Below are 20,032 nucleotides of genomic sequence, written 5' to 3'. Positions count from 1 at the left end.
TTGAAGGCCGAACATTCCCGTTCTGCAAGGAGCGCACAGGCGATGTCGGCTCTCGAATACGATCCCTCGCAAACAGCCCTCTATCACCCCGAAGCACAGCCTTCTGCTTTTGCTTCAGTCCCTGCGCAGGGTGATCTTTCTTTGGCGGTGGAGGCGGCCCGGCTGGCCTACCTGCGCACCGAAGAGTCTGACGCTGCCAGGCTTACGTTGAAGATCACACTCTCGAGCCAAGGATTCGGGCAACCCGAGTACTTTCGGCATGGCCCGACAGGCAGCGAGGGCTTCGGCACCCTACGCGATGATGGCTGCGCGCTTATAGCCCTGCGAGGCACGCAAATTGACCGCATAAAAGACTTGATATCGGATGTGCAGGTGATGCGCATGACGTGGACACCTGGACACGGTCAGGTGCACAGCGGATTCGCCAAGGCAGCCCTGGGACTCTGGCCTTCCATCCAGACGTGGCTCGACGATACCGCCCATCAACGCACGTCCTTGACCATCACCGGGCATAGCCTGGGCGCCGCCATTGCGACCCTGCTCGCCGAACCCGCAGGGGCGGACCTACTGGTGACCCTTGGGTCGCCACGGGTCGGTGATCCTGACTTTATCCAAGGTTTGGCCGCGCAGAAAAAACTGCGCGTCATGCGGCTGGTCGACTGTTGTGATGTGGTCACCGAATTAGTGCCCGCCAGCCTGGGTTTCGACCATGTGCACGGGCTTGGCTATATCGACCACAACGGCGTCCTGCAGGCATCCTTCTCCCACGCACAGATCCTCGAAGATCAGGAAAAAGCGCGCGTCGATTATCTGATGCGGTATGCGCGTCACCCCGAAAATGTATTTCTCCGGGATTGGGCTGACCACGCGCCCATCAATTACGTGCGAGCCTTTTGGTAAGGGAGCAACCGGATGATTCTCAATGCGCGACCGCAAGTGGGAAAGAAGGGCTTCATACAGATCTGGGTCGGCATCTTTTACGTGGACAACAGCGAGCGCGCCGAGGGCCCGACCCTCGCTTTCAAACTCAATGAACAACCCACCGTGCCTGAAAATGGAGAGCTTCACCCCATCAGGGACAGCAAGACCCGAGGCGACCATCAGCCGCTTAATTATCAGGGCGTTTTTCAGTTCAAACAGTTGGCCACGCCAGACCCCGTCAGGCTCCATATCACGGCAAACAACAAAGGCATCGAACTCATCGTCCCGCCCTTTCCGACAAAGGTGCCGGCCAAGCTGGAAGGTACTTTCAATCTGCTTCTGAGTTCCTGTTATTTCCAGCCCGAGGATAAAGGGCTGCTCGGCTACATCGTCAAGGATTTAAGGATCAAGCCAGATATGACCGTGCTGGCAGGGGATCAAGTCTATCTTGACCTCCCACTGTTTGAGGACTTGCCGGAGGACGCCGAGGGACTCGCCCAGGCGTTTGGCACCAAGTACGAAAGAAACTGGATCTCGGATGAACTCAATATCCCCGGGCTGCAGAAAGTCCTGAAAATGGCACCTACTGTGTGCATCCCGGACGACCACGAGCTGTTCAATAATGCACCCGTGGGTCAGGCTCAGTTACCGGGGACTCATTTACCCGCAGCACGCGCGAGGTGGATCAAGGCCGCAACTGGACTGTATGAGGATTACCAACAGGGTGGGCCCCCCGGCAGCGCAGGCACCAGTTATCGCGTTGATATCGAGCCCATGTACATGTTGTTTCTCGATACCCGGATGGCACGCAGTTCGGACTTCGACTCCCCCACAGGGCTCATGTCTGCAAGCACGGTAAAGCAACTCGAGGAATGGGAGCAGGCATTGATGTCGGCCAAAGCGAACCACCAGTCCTGCGTCGGGGTGCTGTCTGGCGGACAAGCCTTGTTCGTCGACACACCCAATGCGCTCGATGAGCGAGTAGCCGATGCCGAGTACAGCAACTTCAAACAATTCCGGATTATCCAGGACACGCTCGATCGATTGGCCACGCTGCGGATCCCGGTTGTTTATCTGACGGGCGATGTTCATTGGAGTCGGGTGGCCCAAGCCACTCATCGCGCCAGCGGACTTAAACTTCTGACAGAAGTCATCTGTTCACCTTCGTGCCTTATGCGCACCCCGTGGGTGGATCGCTCGAAAGAGCTTATCAACTCCGTCAAAAACTGGCTGGGTCCTGATGACGCGTGGCCTCGTCACTCGCCCCCCGAGCCCGCGCATGGCTGGTTTGGTGCCAATAGCGAGTTTTCTCCTGTGCCGGGCCCACCGTTAAACAAAGGTGATTACGTCGCAATGCTGCAGTTTTGCACGACGGGGCAAGTGGTCGAAATGACCATCACTTTCTTCTCGATCAACGCGCAACGACGCGCCACCCAAGTGGGGCCTTTTGCATTGCTGTCCTATTAATTGACAGGAGTTGCCACCATGCAACAGATCAGGTCCAAAAGCACCGAGGCCAACGCTTATCTGTCCGAGTTGAAGCGCCCAGAGGAAGAAGACAACGTGAAGTGGGCCTCACGGGCGTTGAAAGACATGAAACTGCACAAACGAAATGACTGGAGTCTGATCGCGCTGATCGGGGGTATCGATGTTCTGTCGTTTCGTAGTCGCGTGGCCCAATCTCACTTGAGAAATGACATGCTTCCGTCCTATTGGTCCGATGCGTTATTCCTCAGAACAGGGGCTAATGCGCTGTCAGCCGCGACCGCCATTAATGTCCCCCTGCTGCAACCGGCCAACGGCGTGTTTGCCTCCGAGACCAATGGTGTCGTCGAGCAACCCTTTGCTCGCTTTGCAGACGCCACCAACTGGCCAAACATTGCCTTGATCGCCCTGCCCATCAGCGAAGAAAAAGTTGAGCAGAAGATCACTGATTTTTCTCAGAATCGCGGAGCACTTGATGCGCTCGAACACATCGTCCGCTGGCTGGCGTTTGCCTGGGGAGTGAATGCCGCTCCAAACCCGATTCATGAGCGCACCGGCCTACCTTCAGCGTGCATGCTTGAGGCCGCGTTCGGCGGCGCCGGTCTGGACCTGACGCCGGGACTTGAGACGCGGGCCTCCTGTCCAGAAGCTATCTGGACCGCAGCACGCCACTGGCACGATTATTACGTGACGATGGGCAAAAAAAGCCCAATCGGTCGCTTTGTGGTGGGGAACACCTATGAAATCGATGATCGCAAGGCACTGCCCCGCCCGTAACCGACCGCTCATCGCGGGCAGTGGCTCAACGTCCAGGACAAGAGCATCCCCGCTTTCCCGGCGCCAGGACGATCATCCTCAATGCCGAGTTACCGGATGTGCTCGCTAACCGTCGGTGCGTGGCCTACCATCGCCCCCGGCCTGTGGTTCTACGCAGCGCCCGATACTCGGCTTAAGGAATTGATCATGACCGACCAACACAGCATGCAGCCCGGCTGCCTCGACGGCGCCAGGCCTTCACATCAAGGGGTCGAACAATGAGCCTCGACGGGATCGTGCTGCCAAAAGGCGTGGGACCGGACGCCGAGAAGCTATTGAATGCCATCACCCAAGCGGGCACGGCCGATGATTTGAATCGCGCAGGGGGCAAAGCTGAAGGGTTCGTTCTCGGACTCGAGAGCGGAAAAGCGATTAAAAGTCAGATTGCGGAACGTCTTTATGTGGCCTTTGACGACGCGTGCAGCCAACGGCTGACAGAGCTGTAAGCTTAATCATCAGCGGCCTGAAAAGCACAAACGGAAAGCATTAAAAAAGGCTCTGTATCACAGGGCCTTTTTTATACGTCAGGCCATACAGCGTGTTATCAAAACGCTCACGACAATGAACAATCAACCATTAGAGCAACCGGTACCCATCACCAGGTATTCAACAATGTGCTGCTTGCCAGCGGAGTCTAGATAATTCATTTGAACTGGGACGGCTTCACAGACTGCTTGGGGCTCGGTGATCGAGATGACCTTCGCAACGTCCAGTTTCATTGAATAATCGTAGTGCTCTACGACAGGCTGTTGCTGGGCAGTCCCTTCGTGTTTTTCATCGGCCATGCTGACTGCAGACACACAGGCTAATAAAAACAGCAGTGACGCTTTCATCGTTGCATTCCTCTAACTTTAGATGTGGCAGGCAGCCAAACTCTCGACACGTCAATTTCATCTTGCAGACGTGAGTGATCAACGTGTCTGTTTAGGTTTCAATGGTTGGCGAGGTGAAGAGTAGGCGGCAACGGCGCTAACTTACAGTGCCTATTCTGATAAAGACTATGTGCAGTTTTGGTAACAATAACCCCGCACTCCGTTACATGCAGTTAATACACACAAAGACAATACGCAATACGTCGTATTGCCCTCGATCACGTCCATACATCTTCGTCCCAATCTGCCTCTCCTCCCTGCTGACCACCGGTCTAGGCAGTGACTTGCACAATGCGATTTACTCATTCATATTACGACCGTAATATTAAAGAACCCACCGTGAACGGCGCGCCATCCGCACCCGTGGGACGCCAGCGCCGCGAAGCCTGGCCTGCATTGATGTCCACAGCCTCTGAATCCACCAGGTAGTCCTACGATGAATAGCTCAACTGCGGTAGGTGATACCGACACAGCAGTCGCTGTGAGAAAAAGCCGTCCCGCACGGCTCAAACGCCTGCTGTCATGGGTGATGCCGGCCGCTGCGTTGGTGCTGGCCGTGGTTTTTGGCATTCATTGGTGGACGGTCGGGCGCTTTATCGAGTCAACCGACGATGCGTACATCGGTGGTGATGTCACGGTGATCGGCCCGAAAGTCTCCGGTTACATCACTGAACTAAACGTCACCGATAACCAGCGGGTCCACGCGGGCGATCTGTTGGTGAAGATTGATGACCGGGACTACGTTGCGGCGTTGCACAAAGCCGAGGGTGCGGTGGCCGCAGAGGAAGCCTTGTTGGCCAATCTGGACGCTACCGAACAACTGCAATACGCAGTGATCGGGCAAGCAAAAGCCAGCATTGATGCGGCCAACGCCGAGACCGTCCGCTCCCGTGATGACCATTCTCGCTATCAACGGTTGGTTAGCCAGTCAGCGGTGTCGGTCGAAAGCGCACAGCGGGTCGATGCCACCTTCAAAACCGCCCAGGCCAATGGGGCCAAGGCTCAGGCCTCGATGCTGGCGACCCAGCGGCAAATCGCGGTGATCGCCACGCAAAAGCAACAAGCCCGGGCCGCATTGATGCAGGCCAAGGCCGAGCGGGACATGGCCCAACTGAATGTGGGCTACACCGAGTTGCGCGCCCCGGTCGATGGGGTTATCGGCAATCGCCGGGCGCGGGTTGGCGCCTTCGCCGCCGCCGGCTCGCAACAACTGTCGGTGGTACCGGCCAGCGGTCTGTGGGTGGACGCCAACTTCAAAGAGGACCAGTTGGCCCATATGTTTCCTGGCCAGGCAGTGAGCATTCATGCCGATGTGCTGCCGGGCCGCGAATTTCATGGCCATCTGGACAGCCTCGCGCCCGCAACAGGCGCACAGTTCAGCGTGTTGCCCCCCGAAAACGCCACCGGCAATTTCACCAAAATCGTGCAGCGTGTACCGGTGCGGATTCTGCTCGATCAAGCCGACGGCGTTCTGGGCCATTTACGTCCGGGTCTGTCGGTGACGGCTGAGGTCGATACTCACGCCGACTCAGGCCACCGCATCACCGACAATCAGGCCAGCGCACCATGAGTGCCATCGTCTCTGCTCCCGCCAAACCCTTCGACGCCGCGTCGATGGCCACGGCAACCAAAGTATTCGCTTTCGCCACTATGTGCGTCGGCATGTTCATCGCCCTGCTGGATATCCAGATCGTTTCCGCGTCGCTGCGGGATATCGGCGGTGGCCTGTCGGCGGGTACCGATGAAACGGCGTGGGTGCAGACCAGTTACCTGATCGCCGAGATCGTGGTCATTCCGTTGTCGGGCTGGCTGTCGCGAGTGATGTCCACGCGCTGGCTGTTCTGCGCGTCAGCAGTGGGTTTCACCCTCGCCAGTCTGCTGTGCGGCGCGGCCTGGAATATTCAAAGCATGATTGTGTTTCGGGCGCTGCAAGGGTTCCTTGGGGGCTCGATGATCCCGATGGTGTTTACCTCGGCGTTCATGTTTTTCACCGGCAAACAGAAAGTCATCGCTGCAGCGACCATCGGTGCCATCGCCTCCCTGGCGCCGACCCTTGGCCCGGTTATCGGTGGCTGGATCACTGACATTTCGTCCTGGCACTGGTTGTTCTACATTAACCTGATACCCGGCGTTTTCGTCGCGGTGGCCGTGCCGATGCTGGTGCGCATCGACGAGCCGGACCTGTCACTGCTCAAGGGGGCGGATTACCTGAGCATGGTGTTCATGGCGCTGTTTCTCGGCTGCCTGGAATACACCCTGGAAGAAGGCCCGCGCTGGAACTGGTTCAGCGACAGCACGATCCTGACCACGGCCTGGATCTCCGGGCTGGCGGCGGTCGCCTTCATCGGTCGCACCCTAAGGGTGTCCAACCCCATCGTCGATTTGCGCGCCCTGAAAGAGCGTAATTTCGCGCTCGGTTGCTTCTTCTCCTTCGTCACGGGCATAGGCCTGTTTGCGACGATTTACCTGACACCTCTGTTTTTGGGCCGGGTGCGCGGCTACAGCGCGCTGGACATCGGTCTGGCGGTTTTTTCCACCGGTGTGTTCCAGATCATGGCGATTCCGCTGTATGCCTTTCTGGCCAATCGCGTCGACTTGCGCTGGATCATGATGGCCGGCCTGGCGCTGTTCGCAGTGTCCATGTGGGACTTCTCGCCCATCACCCACGATTGGGGGGCTCATGAACTGATGTTGCCGCAAGCACTGCGTGGCATCGCCCAACAACTGGCAGTGCCACCCGCCGTGACCCTGACCTTGGGCGGCCTGGCCCTGTCGCGGCTCAAACAAGCCTCCGGCCTGTTCAACCTGATGCGTAACCTCGGCGGCGCCATCGGCATCGCTGCCTGCGCCACGATTTTGAATGACCGCACCAACCTGCACTTCACTCGTTTGGCCGAGCATCTGAACAGCAGCAACGAAGCGATGAATCAATGGCTGAGCCAGGTCGGCGACAACCTTGCAACCCTGGGCCAGACCAGCAGCGAAGGCACCACGGCGGCCTTACACCAACTGTGGTTGCTGACGTTCCGCGAAGCCCAGACGCAAACCTACTCCGACGCGTTTCTGGCGATCATGGTGTGTTTCATCATCGCGACCGCAATGGTGCCACTGATGCACAAGGTCGTGCCGCCCGCCTCGCCCTCTCCTGATGCTCATTGAGGCCGTCATCGGGGTTGCATCAGGTGTACATCGTCCCCTTACGCCTTGGGCGAAAGGTCGGCCATGCCCTTAAGCAACTCGATGGGCAACGGGAAGACAATCGTCGAGGTACGGTCGTTGGCAATCACACTCAGGGTCTGCATATAGCGCAGTTGCATGGCACCGGGTTGCCGACCCAGCACCTCAGCGGCTTCTGCCAACTTCTCCGAGGCCTGCAGTTCGCCTTCGGCGTGGATCACCTTGGCCCGACGCTCACGTTCAGCTTCAGCCTGTTTGGCGATGGCACGAATCATCGACTCGTTGAGGTCGACGTGTTTAATCTCGACGTTCGCCACCTTGATCCCCCAGGAATCGGTCTGTGCGTCGAGCACTTTCTGAACATCGACATTGAGCCGCTCACGCTCGGCCAGCAGCTCATCCAGCTCGTGCTTGCCCAGCACGGCCCGCAATGTGGTCTGCGCCAGCTGGCTGGTCGCCATGAGAAAATCTTCGACCTGGATGATCGCCCGTTGCGGATCAAGCACCCGAAAGTACAGCACTGCGTTGACCTTCACCGAGACGTTGTCCCGGGTGATCACATCCTGCGGCGGCACATCCAGCACGACCGTACGCAGATCGACCCGCACCATCTGTTGAACCATCGGAATCAGCAGGATCAAGCCCGGCCCCTTGACCTGCCAGAACCGCCCCAGCTGAAACACCACCCCTCGCTCATACTCACGCAGGATACGAAAGGTAGACAACGCCAGCAGTACCAACAGCAACACCAGCGCGCCAAAACCCAGTTGCACAAACATGATCAGTCTCCTTGTTAAGGCGTATCCGGCACCACCGCGACCTCCAGCAGCAGGCCACGACGCGCCACTACCCGGACCCGTTGACCGGGCCGTAACGGTGTTTGACTCAACACCTGCCAGTTTTCACCTTGCAGTTGCACCCAACCACCCAAGGGGTCATCCGCCTGCAATGCGGTTATCGTGACCATGCTGCCGACCAGACCCGCGTCACCGCTGACAACCTGGCGCTGCCGGGCCTTGAGCGCTACCCCGACCAGACCGATGAGGCACAGGGCGCTGACCGCTGCCATCGCGATGATCAGCGGCAGCGCCACCGAAAATCCGGGAGCCTGGGTGTCCATCAACATCGTCGCGCCGCCGATAAAAGCGACAATGCCGCCAAAACCGATCACCCCGAAACTCGGCAGAAACGCCTCGGCCACCATCAGCGCCATGCCCAGCATGATCAGACCGACACCGGCATAACTGACAGGCAACAATTGCAAGGCATACATCGCCAGCAACAAACAAATGCTACCGATGACACCTCCAGCTGCCGAGCCGGGGTTAAAAAATTCGAAAATCAGACCGAACACGCCGATCATCATCAGCACCAGCGCCACATTGGGATTGGTGATGACCGCCAGAGCACGAATGCGCCAGTCCGGATCGTCGTGAATCACCGTCGCATTTGCGGTATGCAACTGCACACTCTGGCCTCCCACGTTCAGGACTTTGCCGTCCAGTTGCCCGAGCAGATCGCTCAAATCCTTGGCCCGGTACTCAATGACGCCAAGTTTCGCGGCTTCAGAATCAGTCAGGCTGACAGCGTCACGTACCGCCTGCTCGGCCCATTCGGCGTTACGCCCGCGCAATTGAGCCAGCCCACGTAAAAAGGCTGACGCATCGCTGATTTGCTTGCGCGTCTCGGTGTCGATTGCAGGAGACCCTGACGGCTCTGGCTGTACGCCAAGCTGAATAGGTGTGGCGGCGCCCAGATGGGTGCCCGGTGCCATGGCCGCGATATGGCTGGCGTAGAGGATATACGTGCCGGCACTCGCCGCACGGGCACCGCTGGGCCACACATAACTGACCACCGGCACCGGGCTAGCGAGAATGGCTTGCACCATCACCCGCATCGAGCTTTGCAGCCCGCCTGGGGTATCGATGGTGAGCACCACTAACTGAGCCTGCTCATCCGCGGCCCGGGCCAAGCCATTAACCACGTACTCGGCGCTGGCCGGGCCGATCACGTCGTCCACCGCCAGCACCCTGACCGAACCGTCTGCAGCAGTCGCCCCCACGGACACCCCGAGCAACCATATCAACAGCACTGTTTTGCGCCACCAGCGACTGCCCACAGAAACCTCCCGAACATGTCTCGCCGACTGTCACCTGTCATTTTAGTTGACGCCAGCCCCGGACGGATGGGTTTAAGGGGTGGTGCTCACCAGCGCATGCGCACGCCAAGGTTACCGATCAAGCCAAAGGCGTTCTCGGCATCGCTGCTGAAGTCGGCGCTGACAAACAGACTGACGGTCGGCGAGACTTTGGCCAACAGACCCAGGCCCAGTTCTACCGTCGATGAGTTGCGGCTACTGCTGATCTTGTCGACCTGACCCAGGGTAAGCGTCTCCCCGCTGGAATACGTGCGCCAAAGGTTGGTGCGCACGTAGGGTTCGACCGGTAGGCCGCGGACCTGGTAGCTCCCGGTGAGGCGTGCACCGACACGACCGCTCCATGACGTCTGCTGATCATAGGGAGCGTTGACCGCCGCCGTGCTCTGACTGCCCAGGGACGCACGCTGATTGATTAACTGCGCCTGGGGTTCAATGATCCAGTTTTCGCCGATACCGATTGGAAAACCGCCCTCCACCGACAACGTCACGGCGTTGCCTTCGGCGGCTCGCCAGTCGCCTTGTTCCGAGCGTGCCTGACCGTTCAGGCGTGTCCCCATCGCGACCAGATTCACATGCCAGCCTTGCGCTGCGGTCAGGCTCCAGTAGGCCCCCAGGCTTTGACTTTGCAGGTTCACGGCATTGGCTGCCGGGGTTACTACAAAGCCAGCGGTATTGCTCGGCAGAGGACTGGGTCCGACAAACAGGCCCGCGCGCTGGGTATCCCCGCGAGTGTTTTGCGCGGCATAAAGCGCAGGGCCGATTTGAGCATTGCCGGGGCCGGTAGCAGCGAGATTCCCTGCCAATCGAACAGGGTCAAGGGGTAGCAAAAAGAGAATCGGAATGTCCCCGCGGGACCAGGAAATCGCTGCATCCTCTGGCGGCGATGCCTGAATTTCCAGGGCGGAGCACAGAAGAATTGAAGTCGAAACAGCGCACACCGCCGATTTGATTTCCTGGTGGGTCATGGAAGTTTTCATTGAGAATTCCTTGCTGTCGCATAAGTACTCGCTCTGGCGTCTCTCCTACCCCGAATGAGGGGCGACCGAAATCATTGAGGCAAGCCCCGACGACCTGCGCTGGCAGGTATTCGAGGCTTGCCTCCGATGGTATTACCGGGGGTAGTTAGTCATAGCTAAGGAGAGGTATGGGGGAGTGTCAAGAAAGTGGACAACATGCTTTTGAATGAATTTGCGATGAACAAATACCTGATAGTTAACACTTCTTTAAGCGCTATTCATTATGCCGAATAGCCCCTAAAAATGGCCTGCGATCGCGGGTAGATCGACTAACCTCTATGGCCTGCACGGCCGACCGATTACCCCAGCCTCCAGGTTCCTGGGGCTCTTGAGGTCTGGATCAGTTCGTTCAGCGCCATGGGCCTGGCGAAGTAATAACCCTGAGCCTGACCAGCCCCCATTTCGCGCAGCAGGTCGAGGGTCTCGACGTCTTCCACGCCTTCGGCCACCACTGAGAGGCCGAGTGATTCGGCCATACGCACGATGGCCCGAACAATGGCGCGGCTGCGCGGGCTGGCGGTGAGTTCGAGAATGAATGACTTGTCGATTTTCAGGCCGCTGAAGCGGTACTGGTGCACATAGCTCAGCGACGAGAACCCCGCGCCGAAGTCATCAAGCACCACCGACATACCGTTGTCGGCCAGTTGCTGCATGGTCCGCCGCGCAATGTCCGGTTCGGCCACCAGCGCGCCCTCGGTCAGTTCCAGGCAGATCCGCGACGGTGCAACCCCATGCCGCGCGAGCAGCGTCAGCACTTCATTGGCGAATTCCGGGCGGGTCATGCTGTAGCTGGAGCAGTTCACGTGCACGGCCGGCCAGTGGGCGTGTTCGGGCTGCGCCAGAATGACGACGATACTGGTCAGCATGTACAGGTCGAGCCGTCCGATCAGGCGCAGGCCTTCTACAGCGGGTAGAAACTGGCCCGGGACGATGACCCGACCGTCAGGCTGGTGCCAGCGAATGAGCGCCTCTAGCGCGACCAACTCGCCTGTTCGCACACAGACGATAGGCTGGAAATAGGGCACCAGTTCGTCAGTGCGCTTTAGGGCATTGCGCAGTGCGCCTTCCTGCTCGACTTGGTCCGACACCTCGCGTCGCACTTCTTGATTGAACACGGCATAGCTGTCGCGACCGCCACTCTTGACCCGATACATCGCCATGTCCGCATCGCGCAACAGGTCAGCCGGTTCATGGTGAAACTGACTGTCGGCGCTGACAATACCGATGCTGCAGGAGGAGAACACTTCATGGCCATTGATAAAAAACGGCAGGTCGAACGCCGCCAGAATCCGCTCCGCAATGTCGACCACCGCGTCGAGCGGCGCCTCGGGCGCAAGCACCGCAAACTCGTCGCCGCCAAGCCTCGCCAGCAGGTCGCTGTCACGCAGACAATTGCGCAAACGGTAGGCTGCCTGCATCAGTAGCAGGTCGCCGAAGTGATGGCCCAGGCTGTCGTTGACCAGCTTGAAGCGGTCAAGGTCGATGAACATCACGGCCAGTGGTCGGCCGTCATTGCCAAACTGAGTCCATGCCACATCAAGGCGCTGCTGCAAATAGCCGCGGTTTGGCAGACCGGTCAATGTGTCGTGGGAGTTCTCGTGTTGCAACTTGGCATTGGCGTGGTCGAGCTCGCGGGTGCGATCCTGAACCCTCGCTTCGAGCTTGAGGTTGGCCGCGTGGATCGCTTCGGCAGCGCTGCGGCGCGACAACGCAGTGTCGATATGACGCGACACGAAGGTCAGCAACTCTTGATCGCGCCGGGAATAGCTCACCTCAGGGGTATAGCTCTGCACCGCGAGCACGCCACGCACCATGTCACCATCGAACAGCGGAATTCCCAGCCAGGAATAAGATCGGGTGGACTCATTGATAATTTCGATTTCGCCGAGGCTCTCCAGCCTCAAGGCCTCGTCCCGATCAATCAGACGTGGCCGGCGCTGGCGTATCACATACTCGGTATACCCACGCTGACCACGTCGCGACGATGGTCGCGTCTTCTGTCGCTCATCGACATAGTAAGGAAAAGTGACCTCTGCGGTCGTGTCGTCAAAGAGCGCGATGTAGAAGTTTTTCGCAAACAACAGATCGCCCACGATCCCGTGCAGACGCTGAAAAAGCTCCTCCATGTCGCCGGATTGGCTCGAGAGTTCGGCAATCTGAAACAGCGCGCTTTGGAGGTGCTCAGCACGCTCTCTGTCCGCCACCTCCTGACGCAGCGCATTGTTGAGCTCCGACAGTTCCAGGGTGCGCCGCAACACCGTTTCTTCCAGGTCGGCACGGTGCAGTATCCGGTCGAGCGCCATGGCCACGTGTCGCGCAACAACCAGGAACAGCGCCCGGTCTTCGGCGCTGTAAGCGCGCGAAACGTCATACACCTGCATCGCCAGCATGCCGAACACATCATCCGATGCATTTTTAAGCGGCGCGCCCATCCAGAACTCGGGCCGGTGGCCTACACAAAAGAATCGGCCTTGGGCTTGGGCGGTGCGAATACCGGCGGCATCGATCAGCAGTGGCTGGCCGCTGGTCAGCACCTGCCCGGTCAAGGACAAGTGCGTGGGATCGAGAAATTCGTAGTTCTCGGCTTCCAGTGCGTCGACATCAATGATGTCGACGTAATAGGGGTAGGTAATTTTGCCGCTGCGAGCATCATAGAGCGCGAGGTAAAAATTCTCGGCGTCGATCAGCGTCGCGAGTAAACGGTGAACCCCGACCAGAAAGACCGAACGCTCACGTGTGGAGCTGGCCAGGTAGGTGATTTCATACAGCACGCGCTGGGTAATTTGCGCCCGAGCCAGCGTATCGGTCTGCACCTGAACGCCCAGACGCAGGGCAAAGTCGACCAAGGCAGGATTGGCTGCGTCATCCAATGGCGCCAATAGCCAACCCAGCACACTTTCACCGTTACCCGTTGGCCAACGGTGCAGTTTCCCGGCAACGCAAAAAGCATCGAACGCGTCATTGGCGATACTGGCAGGCCATTGCATCTGCGGATCGCCCTGCCCCACCAGGTGCATTTGCTCACCGGCTCTGTACGCGACCCATGACGTCGTGTGGCTCCAGCTCCGGGCTGCTGCAAACAGCGTTTCAATCGCATCCCTGGCACTGCCCGAGCTGCCGATAGTTTGAGAGGCGACATCGCCGCAATCACTCGATTGCCCCAAGGTGTCGGTCAAAGGCCGGAAACTCATCAGCGCTCCATGAGCCAGAAACTGGCGGTACACATCTTAGTTGTAGTAATCGATGTGCTAACAATCCTTTTTTTTAAAGCTTATCGTGCTGTATATCAATTGTTTTATACGCGTTTGTACGGTCCCTTCCAATAACAACTTAGTTCATCGCGCTTTATCGGCGGATTCCGGCGCGGCCGCACTGCTGCGGTACATGAAGACCAAGGCAAGCCCCAGGCAGACCATTGCCAGGATACGGCTGCCCGACAACTCGATGGCGGGGTTACCCAGCCAGCCAAAGTTATCAATCAACATGCCCATGCCCAGTTGGCCGACGATCACCGCTACGGTCGCTACAGCCGTACCCACCCGTGGCACGGCGCCGACCATCACCATCATGTAGATCACCCCGAAAAAGGCACCGCCGAGCTGCCATTTCGGTACATCCAGCACGCTAATGGAATGCGCCGGCTCGAAGAACAGGATAAGCAGTGCGGTGACCACAGCACCCACCACGAAGGTCAGCAAGCTGCTGCGCAATACACCCACAGCCTCTCCGAGACGACCATTGATAGCGGCCTGAATACTTAGAACGGCGCCAGCGGCTACCACCAGAATCAACAATAGAGTCAAGTTCATCATCAACCTCGCGCGATCAGAATAAGTGCCACCAGAATCAGTATCAAAGCCACCCAGCGTTCAACATTGACCCGTTTGCGGGCAGCACCGAACCAGCCGAAATGGTCGATCAACACGCTTTTACCCACTTGGCCGGAAAGAATGGCAATCATGGTCATCGCGATGCCGATGTGGGGCGTCGCCAATGTCAGGACCACCACATACATCGGCCCGAGGAACCCACCCAGCAATTGCCAGCGCGGCAACTCAGACAACGCGGGCCCCTTTTGCGGCCCACTGAGCAGCGTCAGCAAGAACAGAAGGGCTGCACCCACACCGAAGATACTCAGGGTTGCCCACAAGTGCCCGACCTGCACGCCCAATGGACCGAGCAATCCGGCTTCGACCGACAGGCCCATGCCAGCGAGAATCACCAGCGGCAGCAGCAACAGCTTTTTCAGCCGGGCGTGCCGGTCCTGATCTTCAAGTACAGCGTTTTCCAGCGATGTGACGTGCATCAGGTGCGCCTCTACAAAAATCGAGGGGCAAGACCAGGGCCTTGCCGAGGGTGCGAAGTATGGGTTGATCGTCCTTTGCGTAAAATGGGACTATTCACAAAGTACTTTTGCGAAACTCGCACAGCAGGATTAATCATGCACGGTTTCAACGAGTTGGGATTCAAGGCGCTGCGCCTGTTCGTGGCCGTGCTTGATCGAGGGAGTTTTTCCGAGGTTGCCCGCCGTGAAGGTGTGGCGCCCTCCTCGATTTCGCGGCAAATCCAGGTGATGGAAAGCGCGCTGCAACAACAACTGTTGTATCGCCATACGCGCGCCGTTACGCCGACCGAGGCGGGTCGATTGCTCGAATACCATGCCCGCCTGGTACTCGCGCAACTGGAGGAAGCCGAGCGGGCCTTGCAGGAGCAGGAAAGTGAACCCAGCGGTCTCGTACGGATCAACGCTCCGGTGGTGTTCGGTCAACGGCATCTGGCGCCTGGGCTGGCCGAGCTGTGTCGCCGCTATCCGAAGTTGCAACTCGACGTGCAGCAGACCGACACATTCGTCGATCCTTTGCAGGAAGGCGCAGACTTGTTGTTCCGCATCGGCGTATTGAATGACTCGAGCATGCAGGCGCGCATCCTCGCCCCGCAACGCTATCGGCTCGCCGCCAGCCCGGCGTACCTGGCACGCCACGGCACACCGCAGCACCCGGATGAGCTGGCCGCGCATCAATGCCTGGCCTACAAAGGCATGACCGGCCAGCAACGCTGGTTCTTTCGCCTTGGCCAGGACAATTGGGTGCCTTACACCGTTAAAGGCCCACTGACCGGCAATCACGCCGAAACCCTGACCCAGGCCGCCGAACTCGGCATGGGCCTGGTCATGTTTCCCTCGTGGCTGATTGGCGAGGCACTGCACAAAGGGACGCTGCACGCGGTACTGACCGAGTTTCAAGTGTCGACCAGCCTCGAACCCCAACAGATCGCGGCCCTGTGGCCGACCAGCCGACGCCTTTCGGTCAAAGTCAGAACAGTGATCGATTTCTTTGTCGAGCGGTTTGGACCGACGCCCTATTGGGACCGTTGAACGATGTGTCTTTCGGATAGCCGTGTGCTTTTACTTCCCCGCAGCTTTTACTTCCCAGCAATAACGACGCAGGGTATTTTCGCACCTTCACGGGCCCATCAATGCGCGGTGGCGTCATTCATTTCGACGCCCACAAGGCGCTGCGCGCAATCAATCAGGAGAGATTAAATGTCTTTTTTCGTTAAGAAGGCCGCTGTGTTGATCCTGGCGATGGCGGCCAGTCTGGGCGGGATGAACAGCTACGCGGCGACTGCGCCGACCAAACACAAACCGGCGATGCAGACAGTATCGACACTCGGCGGCAAATTCGAATTCAAACTTCCCGCCAGCTATGTCGCCAACCCATTGCCTGCGGGTGATGAAGCCAGCGGCACTGCGGGTGAAACCGGAACGATGTACGTCAATAAAGCGACGAAGAGCGTGGTCATCGCCGTCGAACACCCACTGCAAGCTGGGGTGAACGCGAAAGACAATGACGCGGATTTTCTCGACGGCGCGGTTGCCGGCTTTCTCAAACAGCAGATCGCAGGCCTTCCTGACTTCAAGCAGCTCGGCGAGAAGAAACTGACCCTCAAAGGTCTAGGCGTGCGCCAGATCGACAGCACCGCCACCATGGGCGGCGGCAGGACCCTCAGCACCACCTTCCTGGCCGGTTCGGGCACTCACATGTCGGTGGTTCAGGTCATATTCCGCGCGGACGACCAGGCTGGGCACGATAAACTGATCAAGCAAATCGTCGGTGGTAAATGAACTGATACGCCTGTGAAGCGAGTGAGGCTCAGCGTCCAGGCGTCATTGATTGATCTGCTGCAACCAGCTGTTCAGGTCCACTATTTCGGTCTGACTGATCGTATGGCCAATGCCTGGATAAGCATGAAACTCCGGGGTCAGGGACAGGCTTTTCAGCAGCGTATCTGCGTCGGTTGCACCCACGTAAGGAAGTTTTCGGTCTGCGGTGCCATGACCGATAAAAATAGCCACCTGTTTGAGGGTGTCGGCAGGCTTCAATTCAGCCTTCAACACCGGCAGAATCTTCCCGCTCAACGCCGCGATCCCACGCACGACCTCGGGATCGCGCAGGGCAACTTCGTAGCTCATGATTGCCCCTTGGCTAAAACCAACCAGAAACACCTTGTCAGGCTGGGTGTGGTATTTCCCGGTGGCTTTGGCGATGAAAGCAACGATCTTCCCTGCGCTACTCTTCAGCTCATCCGTCTCGCCATCGTAATCACCCTCGCCCGCCTTTTTGTTGAACCACTGATAGCTGTCTGACTCGACCTCAAACGGTGCCCGCACCGACAGATAGGTGTAGTCGTCAGGCAGTTGATCTTTTATGCCGAACAGGTCCTCTTCATTGCTGCCAGAGCCATGGAGAAAAATTATAAGCGGTTTATTTTTTGAGTCGGGGCCGGCCTGCTCGATGTAATTCAACGGCAGGTCGGTGTGCAGTGTTGTGTCGGCATGGGCAGCCGTCGATGCCAACATAAACAACACGGTCCAAAGCTTAATCATTTTCAATGCTCTCGCGGCCCGTCAAAGAGGCGCACTTGGGGCGATATTTGCCGTGGGTCCGTACTCAACTCAATCAACGCAGGAACGCCCGCCTGCCGGGCACGCTGAAACGCATCGGCAAAATCTTCGGTGCGCTCGACCAATTCGCCATAAGCACCAAAGGATCTGGCGAAGGCCACAAAGTCAGGGTTGACCAGGTCGGTCGCCAACACCCGGCCGGGGTACTCGCGTTCCTGGTGCATACGGATGGTCCCCAGCATGGCGTTGTTGACGACGATGACCACCAGCGGTGCGCCGAACTGCATGGCGGTCGCCAACTCCTGTGGGTACATCATGAAGCAGCCGTCGCCGGCAAAGCAGACCACGGTGCGTTCAGGGTTGCGTAGTTTGGCGGCAATCGCTGCGGGAAAACCGTACCCCATCGCGCCGTTGGTAGGCGCCAGCTGAGTGCCCGGTTGCCGATAGCGGTAGAAACGATGAACCCAGACGGTGTAGTTACCCGCGCCGTTGCTGATCACGGCGTCGTCGGGCAGTACATCGTTCAAATGTGCAACCACGTGCGCCATGTCCACGCCGACCAGTTGCGGGTGAGCCTGGGGCGGTGTTGAATGCTCCACGTAATCAGCCCGCGCGGTTTCGGTCCAGGACGTCCACGGCTGCTCGGTCAGCGGCTCGAGTTGCGTCAGTGCAGCAGCAAAACCGCGCAGGGACGACACAATCGGCAATCGGGCTTGATACACCCGCCCCAGCTCTTGCGGATCGGGATGCACGTGGACCAGTGGCTGCGTCGGTACCGGGCTTTTGATCAGCGTGTAGCCATTGGACACGGTTTCGCTGAGGCGCGAGCCGATCACCAACAACAGGTCAGTGGTGCATAGGCGCTCGGCAAGCTTGGGCGAGATGCCCAGGCCCAACTGACCGACATAATGCGGATCACGGTTATCGAACAGGTCCTGGCGACGGAACGAAGCCGCCACCGGCAGGTTGTTTACCGTAACGAAATGCTTGATCGCCCGGGAAGCCTCGGCATCCCAACCCGTGCCACCCAACACCACCAAGGGCTTGCGAGCGACACGGAGCAGCTCGCGCAACTCAATCATTGCGGCCGGGTCCGGCGCGGCACAGGCAACGCGCACTGGCGGCGCGTCGATACACAGACCGCTGCCGAACAACACTTCTTCCGGCAGGCTGATCACCACCGGCCCCGGGCGCCCGGAGAGTGCAATGCTGAACGCCTTGGCGACGATTTCCGGAATACGCTCCAGGCTATCGATCTCGGTCACCCATTTCGCCAGGCCGCCGAACATCTGGGTGTAATCGACTTCCTGAAAGGCCTCGCGGCCCTTGAAGCCACTTTCGATCTGGCCGATGAACAGAATCATCGGGGTGGAGTCCTGCTTGGCCGTGTGCACCCCATTGCTCGCATGGGTGGCGCCGGGGCCACGGGTGACAAAACAGATGCCCGGCCGGCCCGTCAGCTTGCCGTAAGCGTCGGCCATGTTCGAAGCGGCGCCTTCATGGCGGGTGACGATGGTGCGGATGGAGTGGGCATCGTGCAGGGCGTCGAGCACCGGCAAATAGCTTTCGCCGGGTACGCAATAGACCGTGTCCACGGCATTGCGCAGCAGCGCTTCTACCAGGATTTTCCCGCCGCTGCGGGGTTCGATGAGTTCAGGCATAGACTTCAAGCTCCTTGTGACGGGTTTCCGGCAGGAACAGGGCGATGAAAAAGCATTCCGGACATCCAAGTGCGGACACTCGACTAACCTCAGCAGAACGGTTGACTCTATAGGGTGATTGGCGCTCATGACAATGATTAGCCGCATCGCGCGAATCCTGATTTCACTGCTGGCATTGGCCGCCGTGTTGTACGTGCTGGCCTGTGTCCTGCTGCTCGTGTTTCAACGCTCGCTTATCTATTTCCCGCAACCTCGCTCCATGAGCAGCCCCTCGACGGTTCTTGAGCTCTCGCAGCCGGATGCAAAGGTGCTGGTCTCGGTCTGGCCACGTGCCAGCCCCAATGCGCTGATTTACTTCGGGGGCAATGCCGAGGATGTTTCTCAGAACCTGTTGCCGTTTTCGCAAGCGTTCCCGGATCAGGCCCTTTATCTGCTTCACTACCGCAGCTTCGGGGGCAGCACCGGTTCGCCCTCCGAGGAGTCAATTAACCGTGACGCCCTCGCCTTGTTCGACAAGGTCCACGCCGTCCACCCCCACGTTGCGATTGTGGGGCGCAGCCTCGGCACGGGCGTCGCCATTCGCCTCGCCAGCGAACGCCCGGCATCGCGACTGATCCTGATTACCCCCTATAACAGCCTCGTGCAACTGGCCCAAAGCAGGATGCCCTTGTTCCCGGTGAAATGGGTTATGCGGGACACGTTTGAATCCTGGCGTTACGCGCCACTCATCACCGTGCCGACACTGCTGATCGCGGCCGGGCAAGACGAAATCATTCCCCGCGCCAGCACGGAACAACTCCACACACACTTCGCCAAAGGTGTGGCCACGCTGCAGGTCATCCCCGGCAAAGACCACAACTCTATCTCCGACAGCCCTCAGTATTTGCAAATGCTGCGAGACGGGCTATGAAGGCCTGGCTGGGCATTTCAGCCGTCTAGAATCAGGCCTTGAGCATCCGCCCAGGTAAATAAGAGCTTTACATACAAACGATAACGATTATCATTGGCGACATGTTTCACAT

At 58.6% G+C, this 20,032-nt stretch carries 18 protein-coding genes; 9 read left to right on the top strand and 9 right to left on the bottom strand.

Annotation, left to right across the window (positions count from 1 at the left end; translation table 11 throughout):
- Nucleotides 1-42 precede the first annotated feature (42 nt).
- From K0F75_RS05130 to K0F75_RS05115, 4 genes are all read left to right on the top strand, one after another.
- Nucleotides 43-900, top strand: coding sequence for a lipase family protein (locus K0F75_RS05130; protein ID WP_219060760.1), 858 nt, complete (start codon nucleotides 43-45; stop codon nucleotides 898-900).
- 12 nt (nucleotides 901-912) lie between these two features.
- Complete coding sequence (locus K0F75_RS05125) at nucleotides 913-2,388, top strand: hypothetical protein (RefSeq protein WP_219060759.1); 1,476 nt, start codon at nucleotides 913-915, stop codon at nucleotides 2,386-2,388.
- Nucleotides 2,389-2,406: 18 nt separating this feature from the next.
- Nucleotides 2,407-3,183, top strand: coding sequence for a hypothetical protein (locus K0F75_RS05120; protein WP_219060758.1), 777 nt, complete (start codon nucleotides 2,407-2,409; stop codon nucleotides 3,181-3,183).
- A gap of 257 nt (nucleotides 3,184-3,440) precedes the next feature.
- Nucleotides 3,441-3,668, top strand: a complete 228-nt coding sequence (locus K0F75_RS05115; protein WP_219060757.1) for a hypothetical protein — start codon at nucleotides 3,441-3,443, stop codon at nucleotides 3,666-3,668.
- Nucleotides 3,669-3,791: 123 nt separating this feature from the next.
- Here the strand turns inward: K0F75_RS05115 and K0F75_RS05110 are convergent, their stop codons facing one another.
- The gene (locus K0F75_RS05110; RefSeq protein ID WP_219060756.1) at nucleotides 3,792-4,055 is read right to left on the bottom strand and encodes a DUF2790 domain-containing protein; all 264 of its coding nucleotides are present in this window, start codon (nucleotides 4,053-4,055) and stop codon (nucleotides 3,792-3,794) included.
- Nucleotides 4,056-4,530: 475 nt separating this feature from the next.
- On the opposite strand from K0F75_RS05110, the gene K0F75_RS05105 reads away from it, so the two are divergent.
- On the top strand, nucleotides 4,531-5,664 hold the full coding sequence (locus K0F75_RS05105) for an HlyD family secretion protein (RefSeq protein WP_219060755.1): 1,134 nt from the start codon (nucleotides 4,531-4,533) through the stop codon (nucleotides 5,662-5,664).
- A complete protein-coding gene (locus K0F75_RS05100) occupies nucleotides 5,661-7,253 on the top strand; it encodes a DHA2 family efflux MFS transporter permease subunit (RefSeq protein WP_219060754.1) in 1,593 nt (530 codons plus the stop codon). Before K0F75_RS05105 ends, K0F75_RS05100 begins: the two co-directional genes overlap by 4 nt.
- Nucleotides 7,254-7,291: 38 nt before the next feature.
- Here the strand turns inward: K0F75_RS05100 and K0F75_RS05095 are convergent, their stop codons facing one another.
- The 6 genes from K0F75_RS05095 to K0F75_RS05070 all read right to left on the bottom strand — a co-directional run bounded on the left by K0F75_RS05095 (nucleotide 7,292) and on the right by K0F75_RS05070 (nucleotide 14,751).
- Complete coding sequence (locus tag K0F75_RS05095; RefSeq protein ID WP_219060753.1) at nucleotides 7,292-8,050, bottom strand: slipin family protein; 759 nt, start codon at nucleotides 8,048-8,050, stop codon at nucleotides 7,292-7,294.
- A gap of 14 nt (nucleotides 8,051-8,064) precedes the next feature.
- Nucleotides 8,065-9,390: a nodulation protein NfeD gene (locus K0F75_RS05090; RefSeq protein ID WP_219060752.1), complete on the bottom strand. Its 1,326-nt coding sequence runs from the start codon at nucleotides 9,388-9,390 to the stop codon at nucleotides 8,065-8,067.
- Nucleotides 9,391-9,476: 86 nt separating this feature from the next.
- Complete coding sequence (locus tag K0F75_RS05085; protein ID WP_219060751.1) at nucleotides 9,477-10,406, bottom strand: autotransporter outer membrane beta-barrel domain-containing protein; 930 nt, start codon at nucleotides 10,404-10,406, stop codon at nucleotides 9,477-9,479.
- Nucleotides 10,407-10,744: 338 nt separating this feature from the next.
- Entirely contained in the window at nucleotides 10,745-13,636 is a 2,892-nt protein-coding gene (locus K0F75_RS05080) for an EAL domain-containing protein (RefSeq protein WP_219060750.1), read from the bottom strand.
- A 144-nt stretch (nucleotides 13,637-13,780) separates the two neighbouring features.
- Nucleotides 13,781-14,254: a DMT family transporter gene (locus K0F75_RS05075; RefSeq protein WP_219060749.1), complete on the bottom strand. Its 474-nt coding sequence runs from the start codon at nucleotides 14,252-14,254 to the stop codon at nucleotides 13,781-13,783.
- Nucleotides 14,255-14,256: 2 nt separating this feature from the next.
- Entirely contained in the window at nucleotides 14,257-14,751 is a 495-nt protein-coding gene (locus K0F75_RS05070; protein WP_219060748.1) for a DMT family transporter, read from the bottom strand.
- 135 nt (nucleotides 14,752-14,886) lie between these two features.
- Here K0F75_RS05070 and K0F75_RS05065 point away from each other — a divergent pair, with 135 nt between their 5' ends.
- Both K0F75_RS05065 and K0F75_RS05060 read left to right on the top strand, forming a co-directional pair.
- Complete coding sequence (locus tag K0F75_RS05065) at nucleotides 14,887-15,819, top strand: LysR family transcriptional regulator (RefSeq protein ID WP_219060747.1); 933 nt, start codon at nucleotides 14,887-14,889, stop codon at nucleotides 15,817-15,819.
- Nucleotides 15,820-15,987: 168 nt separating this feature from the next.
- Nucleotides 15,988-16,569, top strand: coding sequence for a hypothetical protein (locus tag K0F75_RS05060; RefSeq protein ID WP_219060746.1), 582 nt, complete (start codon nucleotides 15,988-15,990; stop codon nucleotides 16,567-16,569).
- Between the two features lie 42 nt (nucleotides 16,570-16,611).
- Here the strand turns inward: K0F75_RS05060 and K0F75_RS05055 are convergent, their stop codons facing one another.
- Nucleotides 16,612-17,331: an alpha/beta hydrolase gene (locus K0F75_RS05055; protein ID WP_219060745.1), complete on the bottom strand. Its 720-nt coding sequence runs from the start codon at nucleotides 17,329-17,331 to the stop codon at nucleotides 16,612-16,614.
- Between the two features lie 2 nt (nucleotides 17,332-17,333).
- On the bottom strand, nucleotides 17,334-19,010 hold the full coding sequence (locus K0F75_RS05050) for a thiamine pyrophosphate-binding protein (RefSeq protein WP_219060744.1): 1,677 nt from the start codon (nucleotides 19,008-19,010) through the stop codon (nucleotides 17,334-17,336).
- 127 nt (nucleotides 19,011-19,137) lie between these two features.
- Here K0F75_RS05050 and K0F75_RS05045 point away from each other — a divergent pair, with 127 nt between their 5' ends.
- On the top strand, nucleotides 19,138-19,920 hold the full coding sequence (locus K0F75_RS05045; protein ID WP_219060743.1) for an alpha/beta hydrolase: 783 nt from the start codon (nucleotides 19,138-19,140) through the stop codon (nucleotides 19,918-19,920).
- Nucleotides 19,921-20,032: the final 112 nt, after the last annotated feature.

This window comes from Pseudomonas sp. UMAB-08 (assembly GCF_900095225.1).
In the GTDB taxonomy this organism is placed as follows: domain Bacteria; phylum Pseudomonadota; class Gammaproteobacteria; order Pseudomonadales; family Pseudomonadaceae; genus Aquipseudomonas.
This window is presented reverse-complemented; position numbering and strand designations above follow the sequence as displayed.